Raw genomic sequence first — 14,231 nt, 5'->3', positions numbered from 1 at the left:
AATGGCTCAGCGTTCGTGCACGTAGGTGCCGGGTGCGGCCTCGCCGGCTGGGTAGGTGCGGTTGCCCAGGCGGGTGGGGGCCTTTTTCAGCTCGCCGGCCCGTTCGGCCAGCCAGCCCTGCCAGTACAGCCACCAGGAGTCGGCATGCTTGATGGCGTTCTCTTGCCAGGCCACCGGGTCGCCGGGGCGGTCGTCCCCGGTCATGAAGCGCGCCTTGGGGTTGCCCGGCGGGTTGAGAATGCTCTGGATATGCCCGCTGTTGGACAGCACGAACGCTACCTTGCCGCCGAACAGGTGCGCCGAGCGATAGCACGACTGCCAGGGGGTGATGTGGTCGGCGGTGCCAGCCACGCTGAAGATGTCGCACTGCACCTGCTTGAGGTCGATGGCCGTGCCGCAGACTTCCAGGCCACCGGGGCGGGTCAGCGGGTTGTTCTTGAACATCTCGATCAGGTCACCATGAAAGCCTGCCGGCAGGCGCGTGGTGTCGTTGTTCCAGAACAGGATGTCGAAGACCGGAGGCTCGTTGCCCAGCAGGTAGTTGTTGACCCAGTAATTCCAGATCAGGTCGTTGGGGCGCATCCAGGCGAACACCTTGGCCATGTCGCTGCCTTCCAGCACGCCGGCCTGGTAGGAGTGGCGCTTGGCGGCCTCCAGGGTCTGCTCGTCGACGAACAACGCCACCTGGGTATCGACGGTGGTGTCGAGCACGCTCACCAGCAGCGTCAGGGCGTTGACCTTGTGCTCGCCCAGGGCGGCGTAGTGGCCCAGCAGGGCTGTACAGGTAATGCCACCAGAGCAGGCACCGAGCATGTTCAGGTCTTTGCTGCCGGTGATGGCCAGCACCGCATCGACGGCTTCCTTGAGCGCATCGATGTAGGTGGACAAGCCCCATTCGCGCTGGGCTTTGGTCGGGTTGCGCCAGCTGATGATGAAGGTCTGCTGTTGCGAGCGCAGGCAGAACCGCGCCAGGCTCTTTTCCGGGCTCAGGTCGAACACATAGAACTTGTTGATTTGCGGGGGCACCACCAGCAAGGGCCGCGCATGCACCTGTTCGGTGATGGGGCTGTACTGGATCAGCTCGAGCACATCGTTGCGGTACACCACGGCGCCTTCGCTGGTGCCCAGGTTCTTGCCCACCTCGAAGGCCTTCATGTTCACCTGGCTGGGCATGCCGCCGTTATGCACCACGTCGCGGGCAAGGTTCGACAGCCCATCGAGCAGGCTCTTGCCGCCGGTTTCGAAGAAGCGCTTGAGCGCAGCTGGGTTGGACAGGGTGTTGGTAGGGGCCATGGCTTCGGTCATCAGGTTGATGACGAACTGCCCTCGGCTGATGTCTTGGGGCGACAGGTCGCTGCTGGCGATCCAGTCTTGCAGCTCGCTGCGCCAGGCCAGGTAGGTTTGCAGGTAGCGGCGGTACAGCGGGTTCTGGCTCCATGCCGGGTCGTTGAAGCGGCGATCGTCCTGTTCCGGGGCCAGGCTCGACTTGCCCAGCAGCACGTTTTTCAGTTCCAGGCCGAAATGGGCAACGTGCTTGGCACTGTGCAGCGGTTGGCGTATGGCCTGGCGCAGCACAGTGCGCGCCGAGCTCAGCAGGTCCTTGCGCCGGATGCCGATCACCGGGTTCAGGCCAAGGGTGTTTTCCGAGGCCTGCCGCTGCAGATCATCATTGTTCTTGCTACTCATCTACGACGCTCCGTTGTCCTGAGACGAGTACCGCTGCTGTAGGGCAAGCACAGCCCTGAGCCCGGTACGCCTGCTCGGGTAACCAGTGATAAGGATCAGCGGTGCTGCAAGCATTCTGCTTGCCGGCAGGGGGTGTGCAGGTAAATGGCCACCTACATTGGTTACCCCAGTTTCATGTAATGCGCAAGACAGCCCTGCACAGGGCGGCCTGCACTACAGTCAAGCAGACGAGGAGGGAGGGTGCGCAGAAAAGGCTGGGAGGCGCAGCCTAGAGCATGATCTTGACCACGGACTCGGCGGGGTCGCGGGACTTGCCGGCCCTGTGCAGTTCGTCGAGGTACTCGGCCCACAGCGCTTGCTGGCGCAGGCACAGTTGCTCCAGGTATTCCCAGGTGAACAGGCCGCTGTCGTGGCCGTCGTCGAAGGTGAGCTTCAGGGCATACTGCCCGGCAGGCTCCAGGCCACTGAGGCCGACATTGATCTTGCCGAATTGCAGGATAGGATTGCCATGCCCCTGCACCTCGGCCGAAGGCGAGTGCACGCGCAAAAACTCGGCAGGCAGGTGGTACACCTCGTCAGCCCCGTAGGTAAGGCTGAGGGTTTTCGACGCTTTATGCAGGTTGATGGCGGTAGGCATGCGAGCCATAACATCTCTCTTTTTGAGCTTCAAGTGGCAAGCTTCAAGCTACAAGCTTCGAGCGGTGATATTCAAGCCATCCGTAATCGACCTGAAGAAAACAGCCGCTGCAAGCGACGCATCTCAGCTTGTCGCTTGCAGCTAACCACTTGCAGCTTTAGAGGATGTAGCGGGAGAGGTCTTCGTTTTGGGCCAGTTCGCCCAGGTGGCCGTTCACGTAGGCGGCATCGATCAGGATCGGCGCTTCGTCATGGGTGCTGGCCAGGTCGCCGGCGCTGAACGAAACTTCCTCCAGCAGGCGCTCGAGCAGGGTATGCAGCCGGCGGGCACCGATGTTTTCGGTCTTTTCATTGACCTGGTAGGCGATCTCGGCCAGGCGCTTGATGCCGTCTGCGACGAACTCGATGTTCAGCCCCTCGGTCTTGAGCAGCGCCTGGTATTGCTCGGTCAGCGAGGCGTGTGGTTCGCGCAGGATGCGTTCGAAGTCTTCCGGGGTCAGCGCCTTGAGTTCCACACGGATCGGCAGGCGGCCTTGCAGCTCCGGCACCAGGTCGCTCGGCTTGCTCAGGTGGAACGCGCCCGAGGCGATGAACAGGATGTGGTCAGTCTTGACCATGCCCAGCTTGGTATTGACCGTGCAGCCTTCGATCAGCGGCAGCAGGTCGCGCTGCACGCCCTCGCGGGATACATCAGCACCGCCAACGTTGCCACGCTTGGCCACTTTGTCGATTTCGTCGATGAACACGATGCCGTGCTGTTCGACAGCTTCCAGGGCCTTGGCCTTGAGCTCTTCTTCGTTGACCAGGCGGCCCGCTTCTTCATCGCGGACCATTTTCAGCGCCTCTTTCACCTTCAGCTTGCGGGTCTTGCGCTTGCCTTTGCCCATATTGGCAAACAGGCTCTGCAGCTGATTGGTCATTTCTTCCATGCCGGGTGGTGCAGCAATTTCGACACCGACGGCGTCAGCCACTTCGATCTCGATTTCCTTGTCGTCCAGCTGGCCTTCGCGCAGGCGCTTGCGGAACAGCTGGCGGGTGTTGGAATCGTTGCTGGTCTGTGCGGCTTCCTCGCTGAAGCTGCCGGGGCGTGCCTGCGGCAGCAAGACATCGAGAATGCGGTCTTCGGCGGCGTCTTCGGCACGGTGGCGTACGCGAATGATCTCCTGCTCGCGCAGCATTTTCAGCGCGGCATCGGCCAGGTCACGGATGATGGACTCCACGTCGCGGCCAACGTAGCCCACTTCGGTGAACTTGGTGGCTTCGACCTTGATGAATGGCGCATTGGCCAGCTTGGCCAGGCGACGGGCGATTTCGGTTTTGCCGACACCGGTTGGGCCAATCATCAGGATGTTCTTGGGCGTTACCTCGGCGCGCAGCTCGGCAGGCAGTTGCATGCGCCGCCAGCGGTTGCGCAGGGCAATGGCCACGGCGCGCTTGGCGTCGTCCTGGCCGATGATGTGGCGGTTGAGTTCGTGGACGATTTCGCGGGGGGTCATGGACATGATGGGTACGGTCCTCGGGCGAGTGGGATCAGCGTGGAAAAGCCCTGCCACCGGGGCAGGGCGCCAGAACAGCTGATCACTCGGCCAGGTCCTGCTCCTCGATGGTCAGGTTGTGGTTGGTGAACACGCAGATGTCACCGGCGATATTCAAGGCGGTTTCGGCGATTTCACGGGCCGAGAGGTCGGTCTTGTTCAGCAGGGCGCGGGCTGCAGCCTGGGCGTAGGCACCGCCGGAACCCATGGCGATCAGGCCATCCTCGGGCTCGACCACATCACCATTGCCGGTGATGATCAGCGAGGCGTCCTTGTTGGCCACAGCCAGCATGGCTTCCAGGCGGCTCAACGAGCGGTCGGTACGCCATTCCTTGGCCAGCTCGACGGCGGCGCGTATCAGGTGGCCCTGGTGTTTTTCCAGCTGGCCTTCGAAACGCTCGAACAGGGTGAAGGCATCGGCGGTGGCACCGGCGAAACCTGCGATGACCTGGCCGTGGTACAGGCGGCGCACCTTCTTGGCGTTGCCTTTCATCACGGTATTGCCGAGCGATACCTGGCCGTCGCCGCCCATGACGACTTTGCCATTACGGCGAACAGAAACGATGGTGGTCAAGGGAGAGTCTCCACGCAGCGGGGCGAAAGTGCCTGATGCAGACTCATATGGGGGTGGGTTGGCTGAGCTTCAAGCTTTAAGCGGCAAGCGGCAAGAAAAAGCGGTTCGGCGCCGTGCCGACTTTTTCTTGCAGCTTGCAGCTTGCCGCTTGCCGCTTGCCGCTTGCCGCTTGCAGCTTATGGCTTGCCGCTGCTGGTCAGGCTTCGTGGCAGATATGGCCGTCGACCAACGTGTAACGCACCGCGCCTGGCAGGCAGTGGCCGATGAACGGGCAGTTCTGGCCACGGGAGTACCACTGCTCACCTGCCAAGGTGGAGGCTTGCGGGTCGAACAGCACCAGGTCGGCTGCAGCCCCAACCTGCAACTGCCCGGCCGGCAGGCGCATGGCCGCCGCCGGGCCGCTGCTCAGGCGCGCCAGCAGGGTCGGCAGGTCGAGCAGGCCGTCCTGCACCAGTGTCATGGCCAGCGGCAGCAACAGCTCTACGCTGCTGATGCCGGGCTCTGTGGCACCGAACGGCGCCAGCTTGGCATCGCGCTCATGGGGCTGGTGATGGCTGGAAATCGCCTGGATCACCCCGGCCTTTACCGCCTCGCGCAGGCCATCGCGGTCGGCAGCGGTGCGCAGCGGTGGCTGCACGTGGTAGAGGCTGGAAAACTCGCGCAGCGATTCGTCGGTAAGAATCAGCTGGTAAAGCGCCACATCGGCGGTCACCGGCAACCCCAGGCCTTGGGCCTGGGCGATCAGGCGTGCGCCACGGGCGCTGGTGATCTGGGTGAAATGGGCGCGCACACCGGTCTGCTCCACCAGCAACAGGTTGCGCGCCAGGGCCACGGTTTCGGCGGTTTCCGGGATGCCCGGCAAGCCAAGGAAACTGGCCATGGCGCCTTCGTGGGCCAGCCCGCCCTGGGCCAGGTCGCGGTCCTGGGAGTGGAACACCACGGTCAGGTCGAACGTGGCGGCATACTCCAGCGCCCGCGCCAGGGTGCGGTTGTTGGGGATTTCCTTCAGGCCGTTGCCGAACGCCACGCAGCCGGTGTCGCGCAGCGCGACCAGTTCGGCCAGTTGCTCGCCTTCCAGGCCCTTGGTCAGGGCACCGATAGGGTACACCTTGCTGTTGGCCGCTTCCCGGGCACGGTCCAGGATCAGCTCGGTCACGGCCGAGGTATCCAGTACCGGCTTGGTTTGTGGCGGGCAGCACAGGCTGGTGACGCCGCCGGCTACGGCGGCCCGGGTTTCACTGGCGATGGTGCCCTTGCGGCTGTAGCCCGGCTCGCGCAGAGACACGCCCAGGTCGACGAGGCCCGGTGCGGCGACCAGGCCATCGGCCTGGATCGTGCGGCTGGCGCTGAAGCCGGCCGGTGCTGGGCCAATGGCGGCGATGCGGCCACCGTCCAGGTGCAGGTCGGTGACCTGGTCCAGGCCACTGACAGGGTCGATAACCCGTGCGCCGAGAATGCTGAGGGTCACTGGGCGTTCTCCTGGTCGTATTGACGTTGGGCGTTTTGCCCGCTCATTGCCATGGACAGCACGGCCATGCGCACGGCGATGCCGTAGGTAACCTGGTTGAGAATCACCGAATGCTTGCCGTCGGCCACTGCCGACTCGATCTCCACGCCACGGTTGATCGGCCCGGGGTGCATGACGATGGCGTCGGGTTTGGCGCCGGCCAGGCGTGCGGTGGTCAGGCCGAACAGGCGGTAGAACTCGCCTTCGCTGGGCAGCAGGCCGCCGGCCATGCGCTCACGCTGCAGGCGCAGCATGATCACTACGTCCACATCCTTCAGGCCTTCGGCGAGGTCGGTGTAGACCTTCACGCCGTATTGCTCGATGCCGATGGGGATCAGGGTTTTCGGGCCGATCACGCGGATGTCCGGGCAACCCAGCGCCTTGAGCGCCAGCATGTCGGAGCGGGCCACGCGCGAGTGCAGGATGTCGCCGACGATGGCCACCGACAGGTTCTCGAAGCTGCCCTTGTGCCGACGGATGGTGAGCATGTCGAGCATGCCCTGGGTCGGGTGCGCGTGGCGGCCGTCGCCACCGTTGATCACGGCAACTTCCGGGCAGACGTGTTCGGCGATGAAGTGCGCAGCGCCAGAGTCGGAATGGCGCACCACGAACATGTCGGCGGCCATGGCCTCCAGGTTGCGCAAGGTGTCGAACAGGGTTTCGCCCTTGCTGGTCGAGGAGGTCGACACGTTCAGGCTGATCACGTCGGCCGACAGGCGTTGGGCCGCCAGTTCGAAAGTGGTACGGGTACGGGTGGAGTTTTCGAAGAACACGTTGCACACGGTCTTGCCGCGCAGCAGCGGGACTTTTTTCACCGCCCGGGCGCCCACTTCGAGGAAGGAGTCGGCGGTGTCGAGGATTTCGGTGAGCAGTTCGCGGGGCAAACCGTCGAGCGAGAGAAAGTGGCGCAGCTGGCCCTGATCATTGAGCTGCAGCGGGCGCTTGGCGTCGATTGGCGTCATCGCGGGGGACTCTTAAAGGGCGGAAGCGGGGGCGAGGTCCTGGCGCTCGAGGGCGAGCGGTGCGGGTCCGGACAATTTTACCCGTTCATGGGCCGCCAGTGACAGGGTGGCACCCAGCACATTCGGGCGAATGGGCAATTCGCCGGCATCCAGGTCCAGCAGGCAGACCAGGGTAACACTGGCCGGGCGGCCGTAGTCGAACAGTTCGTTCAGGGCGGCGCGGATGGTACGGCCGCTCATCAACACGTCATCTACCAGCACCAGGTGCTGGCCCTCGACCTCGAACGGCAGCTCGGAAGGGCGTACCTGCGGGTGCAGGCCGTTCTGGCTGAAGTCGTCGCGGTAGAACGAAACGTCCAGGGCACCCATGGGGCTAGCGTCGCCCATGGCTTCCTGCAGGGCTTGGGCAACCCAGACGCCGCCCGTACGGATACCGATATAGCGCGGCTCGGTGATGCCGCGGCGTGCCAGGTGGGCACGCAGGTCGACCGCCATCTGCCGAATCAGCGCGGCGGGATCGGGTAGGCTCATAACAGGCTCCTCGCAAGGGTGCGCCGGTGGGTGGCCGGCAGCAGAAGTGATCAGGTATTGGCCTCCAGCCAGCCCTGCAGCAGCAGCGCAGCGGCAATGGCATCGACCGGGTTGTCGCGGTAGCTGCCGCGCTGGCCGCCCCGGGCCATGCGTTCACCTTTGGCCTCGAAGGTGGTCAGGCGCTCGTCGTGGGTATGCACGGGCAGGTTGAAACGGCCATTGAGGCGGCGGGCGAATTTCTCGGCGCGTGCGCTCATTTCGCTGGGGGTGCCGTCCATGTTCAGGGGCAGGCCGACGACGATGGCATCAGGTTTCCACTCGGCGATCAGGCGTTCTACCTGCGCCCAGTCCGGCACACCGTTCTGCGCTTTCAGGGTGCACAGTTCGCGGGCCTGGCCGGTAACGACCTGGCCCACTGCAACGCCAATCTGCTTGCTGCCATAGTCGAAACCCAGCAGCAGGCGGGGTTCGGCAGGCTGTTCGGCCATCAGGCGTGCCCCGCCTGGCTGGTGAGCAGGTGCAGGTTGATGCCCAGGCTGGCAGCGGCCGCTTCGAGGCGCAGGTCGCTGGCCAGGCCAAAGATGATTTCCGGGTCGAACGGGCAGTTGAGCCAGGCGTTGTCGGCCAGCTCGGCCTCCAGTTGGCCTGCTTCCCAGCCGGCGTACCCCAGGGTGATCAGGCTTTTTTGCGGGCCCACGCCCTCGGCGATGGCAAACAGCACGTCCTGGGAGGTGGACAACGACACGCCCTCCAGCTCGACAGTGGCCTGGTAGGTGCACTCGCTGGTGTGCAGCACGAACCCACGGTCGGTCTGCACCGGCCCGCCTTGGTAAATGGGTACCTGCAGGGTGCTGGCTGCGGGCACTTCATCCGGGCGCAACTGCTCGAGGATGTCGGCCAGGTTCAGCTCCTGCGGCCGGTTCACCACAAGCCCCATGGCGCCATGGGCGTTGTGCTCGACGATGTACGTGAGGGTCTGGGCGAAGTTCGGGTCGGCCATGTGCGGCATGGCGATCAGGAACTGGTGCTTGAGGTAGCTCGGCGTGAGGGTCTTCATGGGGGATAGTGTGGCGCCAGGCAGCGAGGCTGACAAGGTGCTGGGCATGGCTGATTGGGGATGCTGACGCAAAGCGACCGTGGCTCAGTTACTGGACAATCGGTCCCCACGGGCAAAGCGCCAGGTGCGGATGATCTCCAGCCGGTCGTATTCAGCCAGGTCCCCGGTAAACGGCGCAAACGGTGCCGCCAGGCGCACGATGCGCTGTGCTGCCTGGTCGAGCACGGGCTGCCCGGACGATTCAAGCACCAGCACCTCGTACAGCGAGCCGTCGCGGTTGATCGAAACCATCATGCGCAGGTTGCCGTAGATCTGCTGCCGACGCGCTTCGTCGGGGTAGTTGAGGTTGCCCACCCGTTCCACCTTCTTGCGCCACTCCTCCTTGTACCAGGCGCCCTTGTCGCGCATGGTGGAGGCAGCATTGAGCCGGTGAATGCGCGGGCGTTTGGCATAGAGCTGTTGTTCGTTGGCGAGCTCCGCCTCCAGGCTGGCGATCTGGCTGGACAACTGCGAACTGTCGAACGCTTGAGCCGGCGCTGCCTTGGGCTGGGGTTTGCTTTCCTTGGGCTTGGGCTCGACCTTCTGCGGCTTGGCGGCCTTGGTGGCCACCGCAGATTTTTGCGGCTTGGGCGGTGGCGCCACGTCCGGCCTGGCGGCCGGGGGCGGGGTGATCTTGTTGATCTTGCTGTCCTGGAAAGGTGCAAGTTCGGTGGTCTTGGGCACCGCTTTCTTGTCCAGCGTACCGCTGCCCTGCTGGTTGTCCTGGGCCTGGAAATCCGCCTTTTGCGGCGGCTTTTCGCTTTTGAAGGTGGCCAGGGTGATATCCATGGTGTGGCTGACCTGGGCGGGCTTGACCACGCTGAAACCCACGCCAAGGATCAACGCCAGGTGCACGAGCGCAGCCAGGAACAGGGTAAAGCCCAGGCGGTCCACCGGGCGTACGCGCGGCGGCAGCAGGTCGGCAGGGATGTCAGCGGGCAGCGTCATCGGTTATCCACGGTCAGCGTCAAGCTTGAGCCACGCCTGTGCAGGTGAGTGGCTCCCGGCGAGCGGCTGCGCATCATACCGCACTCGGCGCGTGTACTTCGTGCCCGCGGTCAGCGGGCCTTGAGCTGGCGATCAATGGCGTCCATCAGCTGGCCGCCGATGTCGGTGTTGTAGGCCGCGTCGATTTCGCGAATGCAGGTCGGGCTGGTGACGTTGATTTCGGTAAGCGACTCGCCAATCACGTCCAGGCCCACGAACAGCAGGCCCTTTTCACGCAGTACCGGGCCCACCTGGGCCGCGATCCAGCGGTCGCGCTCGGTCAGCGGGCGCGCCTCGCCACGCCCACCCGCAGCCAGGTTCCCCCGGGTTTCGCCACTGGCCGGGATGCGTGCCAGGCAATAAGGCACCGGCTCGCCATCGATCATCAGGATGCGCTTGTCGCCATCGACGATCTGCGGCAGGTAGGCCTGCGCCATGATCTGCTGGGCACCGTGCTGGGTCAGGGTTTCGAGGATCACCGACAGGTTCGGGTCGCCCTTGCGGTGGCGGAACACCGAAGCGCCGCCCATGCCATCGAGCGGTTTTAGGATCACGTCGCCATGGGTGGCGGCGAACTGACGCAGAATGTCGGCGCGCCGGCTTACCAGGGTTGGCGCCATGCACTGCGGGAACTGGGTGGCGAACAGCTTCTCGTTGCAGTCGCGCAGGCTCTGCGGGCGGTTGACCACCAGCACGCCTTCACGCTCGGCCTGCTCCAGCAGGTAGGTGCTGTAGACGAACTCCATGTCGAAGGGCGGGTCCTTGCGCATCAGGATCACGTCCAGGTCGGCCAGGGCGCTGTCCTGCTCTTCGCCCAGCTCGAACCAGCGGGACGGGTCGGCGAATACCTTCAGCGGGCGCATCTGCGCGCGGGCCTGGCCGGCACCCAGGTAAAGGTCGGGCTGTTCCATGTAGAACAAGCTCCAGCCGCGCGCCTGGGCAGCCAGCAGCATGGCCAGCGAACTGTCCTTTTTGTAGGAGATGGACGCGATGGGGTCCATGACAATGCCGAGGCGAACGCTCATGGGGTGGTTCCTCTTGGCGGCGCGCTGCCGCGATGGATCGAAAGAAAAGTGGCTCAGGGTGGCGCTGCCGACGCCGCCGGTCAAGGGGCATGGCAGATGGAACGGGGCTGCGTACTGTGCTAAAAATGCAGCTGCAAACCTTGAGCTACAAGCCTCAAGCGACGAGCATCCCTGCTCCGGGCCGCCATTGTCGTGGCGCACGCGTGCAACTTGCAGCTAATTCCCACGGGTAGGCGTTTATGGAACAACCCCTGAAGGTGATGGTGATCGACGATTCGCGCACGATCCGCCGCACCGCGCAGATGTTGCTCGGCGAGGTGGGCTGCGAGGTGATTACCGCCAGCGATGGTTTCGACGCCATGGCCAAGATCGTCGATCACCGGCCGGACATCATCTTCGTCGACGTGCTGATGCCACGGCTTGACGGCTACCAGACCTGCGCCGTGATCAAGCACAACAGCACCTTCAAGGACGTCCCGGTCATCTTGCTGTCGTCCCGTGACGGCCTGTTCGACAAGGCCCGCGGCCGGGTGGTCGGGTCCGATCAGTTCCTGACCAAGCCGTTCAGCAAGGACGAACTGCTCGAGGCGATCCGTGCCCACGTGCCCGGGTTCGCCGTGGAGCAACCTGCCACAGACCCACAACACGCACCCTGACCGCGCCCAGCCATGGCACGGTCTTATTTTTCTGATGGGGAGCCAGCATGGCCCGAGTTCTGATTGTCGACGACTCGCCGACAGAGATGTACCGCTTGACCGAGTGGCTTGAAAAACACGGCCACCAGGTGCTCAAGGCCAACAATGGTGCCGACGGCGTGGCCTTGGCCAGGCAAGACAAGCCCGACGCAGTGCTGATGGACATCGTCATGCCCGGCATGAACGGCTTCCAGGCGACCCGCCAGCTCAGCAAGGACCCGGTAACCTGCGGCATTCCGGTGATCGTGGTGACCACCAAGGACCAGGAAACCGACCGCATCTGGGCAACCCGGCAGGGCGCCCGCGACTTCCTGATAAAACCGGTGGAAGAGGATGCGCTGATCGCCAAGCTTCAAGAAGTGCTGGGCGCTTGACCACCCGCCCGCAGGGCGCGTCGCTGACCGCCTTCGAGCTGTTGCTGGACATCGACCGGCGTTGCCGCCTGCTGGTCGCCGACCAGCCCGCCCAAGGCACCCGCCTGCAGCAATGGAGCGGCATCGGTTTTCGCATTGCCGGGCAGTGGTTCGTGGCGCCCATGGGTGAAGTGGCCGAAGTGCTGCGCGAGCCCCGCAGCAGCCGCGTGCCGGGGGTGCAGCCGTGGGTGTGCGGCGTGGCCAACCTGCGCGGCCGGCTGTTGCCGGTGATGGACCTGGGCCGCTTTCTGGGGTTGGGCCACGCTACGGCGGGCAAGCAGCGGCGTGTGCTGGTGCTGGACCATGAAGACCTGTTCGTCGGCCTGCTGGTGGACGAGGTACTCGGCCTGCAGCACTTTGCCCTGGACAGCCTGCAACTGGCGCCGCCGTTCCCCCTCGCCGAAACGGCCGCCCCCTTCGTGCAAGGGCATTTTCACCGCGCACGTGACTGGGCAATCTTCAGCCCCTTCGCCCTGGCCCAGGCGCCGGGCTTTCTCGATGTGGCGTTATAGGACGTGCGAACGTGAACAACCCAGCTACCCCGGTCACCGCCACCACCGTGACGCCCCGCACGCGCAGCATCGCGCAGATCACCGTGCTGTTCCTGATCCTGATCCTGTCGATCATCCTGCTGTTCGCCAATTTCGCCTACCTCAACACCCAGTCCAACTACGACAAACAGTACATCGGCCATGCAGGCGAGCTGCGGGTGCTGTCCCAGCGCATTGCCAAGAATGCGACCGAAGCGGCGACCGGCAAGGCGCTGGCATTCCGCTTGCTGTCCGACGCGCGCAACGACTTCGAGCGGCGCTGGGGCTACCTGCGCCACGGCGACAAGGCTACCGGGCTTCCGCCGGCGCCACCCAAGGTGCGCGACGAAATGGAGGCGGTGCGTGACGACTGGGAAAACCTGCGCAAGAGCACCGACACCATCCTGGCCAGCGAGCAGACCGTGCTGTCTTTGCACCAGGTGGCGGCAACGCTTGCCGAAACGGTGCCGCAGTTGCAGGTGGAGTACGAGAAGGTGGTCGAAATCCTGCTGAAAAGCGGTGCGCCTGCCAGCCAGGTTGCCGTTGCCCAGCGTCAGTTGCTGCTGGCCGAGCGCATATTGGGTTCGGTGAACACAGTGCTTGCCGGTGACGATGCTGCGGCCCAGGCGGCTGATGCATTCGGCCGCGATGCCGGCCGCTTCGGCCAGGTGCTCGAAGGCATGCTCAAAGGCGATGCCAGCATCGATGTGACCCGGGTCGAGGATGCCGATGCCCGTGCCCGCCTGGCCGATATCGCCGAACTGTTCCAGTTCGTGGCAGGCTCAGTGGATGAAATTCTCGAAACCTCGCCTGAGCTGTTCAAGGTGCGTGAGGCTGCCGGGAATATCTTCAGCCTGTCGCAAACCCTGCTGGACGAAGCTTCGCACCTGGCCAACGGGTTCGAGAACCTGGCCAGCGGCCGCACCCTGGATACCGTTGGCGGTTATGCCCTGGGCCTGCTGGCGCTGGCGTCGATCATCCTCATCGGCCTGGTGATGGTGCGCACCACCAACCGGCAGCTGCGCGAGACGGCTGAAAAGAACGAACGCAACCAGCAGGCGATCATGCGCCTGCTGGACGAAATCGAGGAACTGGCCGACGGCGACCTCACCGTCAACGTCTCGGTAACCGAGGACTTCACCGGCGCCATTGCCGACTCGATCAACTACTCCGTGGACCAGCTGCGCGACCTGGTCGCTACCATCAACCACAGCGCGGTACAGGTGGCAGCGGCGGTGCAGGATACCCAGAACACCGCACGGCAGCTGGCCAAGGCCTCCGAGCAGCAGGCCGAGCAGATCAGCGAAGCGTCCGAGGCGGTAGGCGACATGGTCGAATCCATCGACCGGGTGTCGGCCCATGCCTACGAGTCGGCCAAGGTCGCCGAGCGCTCGGTGGCCATCGCCAACAAGGGCAACGAGGTGGTGCACAACACCATCGACGGCATGAACAACATCCGTGAGCAGATCCAGGACACGGCCAAGCGCATCAAGCGCCTGGGTGAGTCCTCCCAGGAAATTGGCGACATCGTCAGCCTGATCGACGACATTGCCGACCAGACCAACATCCTGGCCCTCAACGCTGCCATTCAGGCCTCCCTCGCCGGCGAGGCCGGGCGCGGGTTTGCCGTGGTCGCCGACGAGGTGCAGCGCCTGGCCGAACGCTCCTCTTCGGCCACCCGGCAGATCGAGGCCCTGGTGCGCACCATTCAGGCCGACACCAACGAAGCTGTCATCTCCATGGAGCAGACCACTGCCGAGGTGGTGCGCGGTGCCCGCCTGGCACAGGACGCCGGGGTGGCGCTGGCCGAGATCGAAGGCGTGTCGCAGAACCTCGCCGACCTTATCCACAGCATCTCCGACGCAGCCCAGTTGCAGACGTCTTCGGCCGGGCAGATATCCCATACCATGGCGGTGATCCAGCAGATTACCGCGCAAACCTCCGCAGGCTCCGGTGCGACCGCCGACAGCATCCGCCACCTGGCGCGCATGGCCAGCGAAATGCGCCGGTCGGTGTCGGGCTTCACGCTGCCGCCGCCTGCCGAGCCCCAGTGA

General features: G+C 64.5%; 15 protein-coding genes. 4 read left to right on the top strand and 11 right to left on the bottom strand.

The features are described from left to right. Positions 1 to 6: 6 nt before the first annotated feature. From phaC to gshB, 11 genes are all read right to left on the bottom strand, one after another. Entirely contained in the window at positions 7 to 1,686 is a 1,680-nt protein-coding gene (phaC, locus tag IAE36_RS09465) for a class II poly(R)-hydroxyalkanoic acid synthase (RefSeq protein ID WP_060480750.1), read from the bottom strand. A gap of 268 nt (positions 1,687 to 1,954) precedes the next feature. Beyond that, on the bottom strand, positions 1,955 to 2,332 hold the full coding sequence (locus IAE36_RS09460) for a gamma-butyrobetaine hydroxylase-like domain-containing protein (RefSeq protein ID WP_060480749.1): 378 nt from the start codon (positions 2,330 to 2,332) through the stop codon (positions 1,955 to 1,957). A gap of 148 nt (positions 2,333 to 2,480) precedes the next feature. Next, the gene (gene hslU, locus IAE36_RS09455; RefSeq protein ID WP_028631933.1) at positions 2,481 to 3,824 is read right to left on the bottom strand and encodes an ATP-dependent protease ATPase subunit HslU; all 1,344 of its coding nucleotides are present in this window, start codon (positions 3,822 to 3,824) and stop codon (positions 2,481 to 2,483) included. A gap of 76 nt (positions 3,825 to 3,900) precedes the next feature. Beyond that, positions 3,901 to 4,431 carry an ATP-dependent protease subunit HslV gene (gene hslV / locus IAE36_RS09450; protein ID WP_023533032.1) on the bottom strand — a complete coding sequence of 177 codons (531 nt, stop codon included), beginning with the start codon at positions 4,429 to 4,431 and terminating at the stop codon, positions 3,901 to 3,903. 196 nt (positions 4,432 to 4,627) lie between these two features. Beyond that, positions 4,628 to 5,899, bottom strand: a complete 1,272-nt coding sequence (locus tag IAE36_RS09445; protein WP_201212010.1) for a dihydroorotase — start codon at positions 5,897 to 5,899, stop codon at positions 4,628 to 4,630. Beyond that, complete coding sequence (locus tag IAE36_RS09440; RefSeq protein WP_060480747.1) at positions 5,896 to 6,900, bottom strand: aspartate carbamoyltransferase catalytic subunit; 1,005 nt, start codon at positions 6,898 to 6,900, stop codon at positions 5,896 to 5,898. The genes IAE36_RS09445 and IAE36_RS09440 overlap by 4 nt, the downstream gene beginning before the upstream one ends. 12 nt (positions 6,901 to 6,912) lie before the next feature. Further along, positions 6,913 to 7,431, bottom strand: a complete 519-nt coding sequence (pyrR, locus tag IAE36_RS09435) for a bifunctional pyr operon transcriptional regulator/uracil phosphoribosyltransferase PyrR (RefSeq protein WP_028631930.1) — start codon at positions 7,429 to 7,431, stop codon at positions 6,913 to 6,915. A gap of 50 nt (positions 7,432 to 7,481) precedes the next feature. After that, the gene (ruvX, locus tag IAE36_RS09430; protein ID WP_028631929.1) at positions 7,482 to 7,919 is read right to left on the bottom strand and encodes a Holliday junction resolvase RuvX; all 438 of its coding nucleotides are present in this window, start codon (positions 7,917 to 7,919) and stop codon (positions 7,482 to 7,484) included. Next, positions 7,919 to 8,488: a YqgE/AlgH family protein gene (locus tag IAE36_RS09425; protein ID WP_028631928.1), complete on the bottom strand. Its 570-nt coding sequence runs from the start codon at positions 8,486 to 8,488 to the stop codon at positions 7,919 to 7,921. The genes ruvX and IAE36_RS09425 overlap by 1 nt, the downstream gene beginning before the upstream one ends. Before the next feature lie 84 nt (positions 8,489 to 8,572). Beyond that, the gene (locus IAE36_RS09420) at positions 8,573 to 9,475 is read right to left on the bottom strand and encodes an energy transducer TonB (protein ID WP_201212008.1); all 903 of its coding nucleotides are present in this window, start codon (positions 9,473 to 9,475) and stop codon (positions 8,573 to 8,575) included. A gap of 110 nt (positions 9,476 to 9,585) precedes the next feature. Then, positions 9,586 to 10,539 (bottom strand): glutathione synthase, encoded by a 954-nt coding sequence (gshB, locus tag IAE36_RS09415; protein WP_201212006.1) that lies wholly within the window; start codon positions 10,537 to 10,539, stop codon positions 9,586 to 9,588. A 239-nt stretch (positions 10,540 to 10,778) separates the two neighbouring features. Between gshB and IAE36_RS09410 the strand changes: the two genes are divergently transcribed. The 4 genes from IAE36_RS09410 to IAE36_RS09395 are packed head-to-tail and all read left to right on the top strand — an operon-like array spanning position 10,779 to position 14,231. Further along, entirely contained in the window at positions 10,779 to 11,195 is a 417-nt protein-coding gene (locus tag IAE36_RS09410) for a response regulator (protein WP_028631924.1), read from the top strand. Between the two features lie 47 nt (positions 11,196 to 11,242). Next, positions 11,243 to 11,608 carry a twitching motility response regulator PilH gene (gene pilH, locus IAE36_RS09405; RefSeq protein WP_060480741.1) on the top strand — a complete coding sequence of 122 codons (366 nt, stop codon included), beginning with the start codon at positions 11,243 to 11,245 and terminating at the stop codon, positions 11,606 to 11,608. Then, entirely contained in the window at positions 11,605 to 12,159 is a 555-nt protein-coding gene (locus tag IAE36_RS09400; protein ID WP_028631922.1) for a chemotaxis protein CheW, read from the top strand. The genes pilH and IAE36_RS09400 overlap by 4 nt, the downstream gene beginning before the upstream one ends. Before the next feature lie 47 nt (positions 12,160 to 12,206). Continuing rightward, a complete protein-coding gene (locus IAE36_RS09395) occupies positions 12,207 to 14,231 on the top strand; it encodes a methyl-accepting chemotaxis protein (RefSeq protein ID WP_328822859.1) in 2,025 nt (674 codons plus the stop codon).

Source organism: Pseudomonas sp. S36 (assembly GCF_016647875.1).
In the GTDB taxonomy this organism is placed as follows: domain Bacteria; phylum Pseudomonadota; class Gammaproteobacteria; order Pseudomonadales; family Pseudomonadaceae; genus Aquipseudomonas; species Aquipseudomonas parafulva.
Note: the sequence above shows the minus strand (reverse complement) of the source record. Positions and strands in the feature narration are given on the sequence as shown.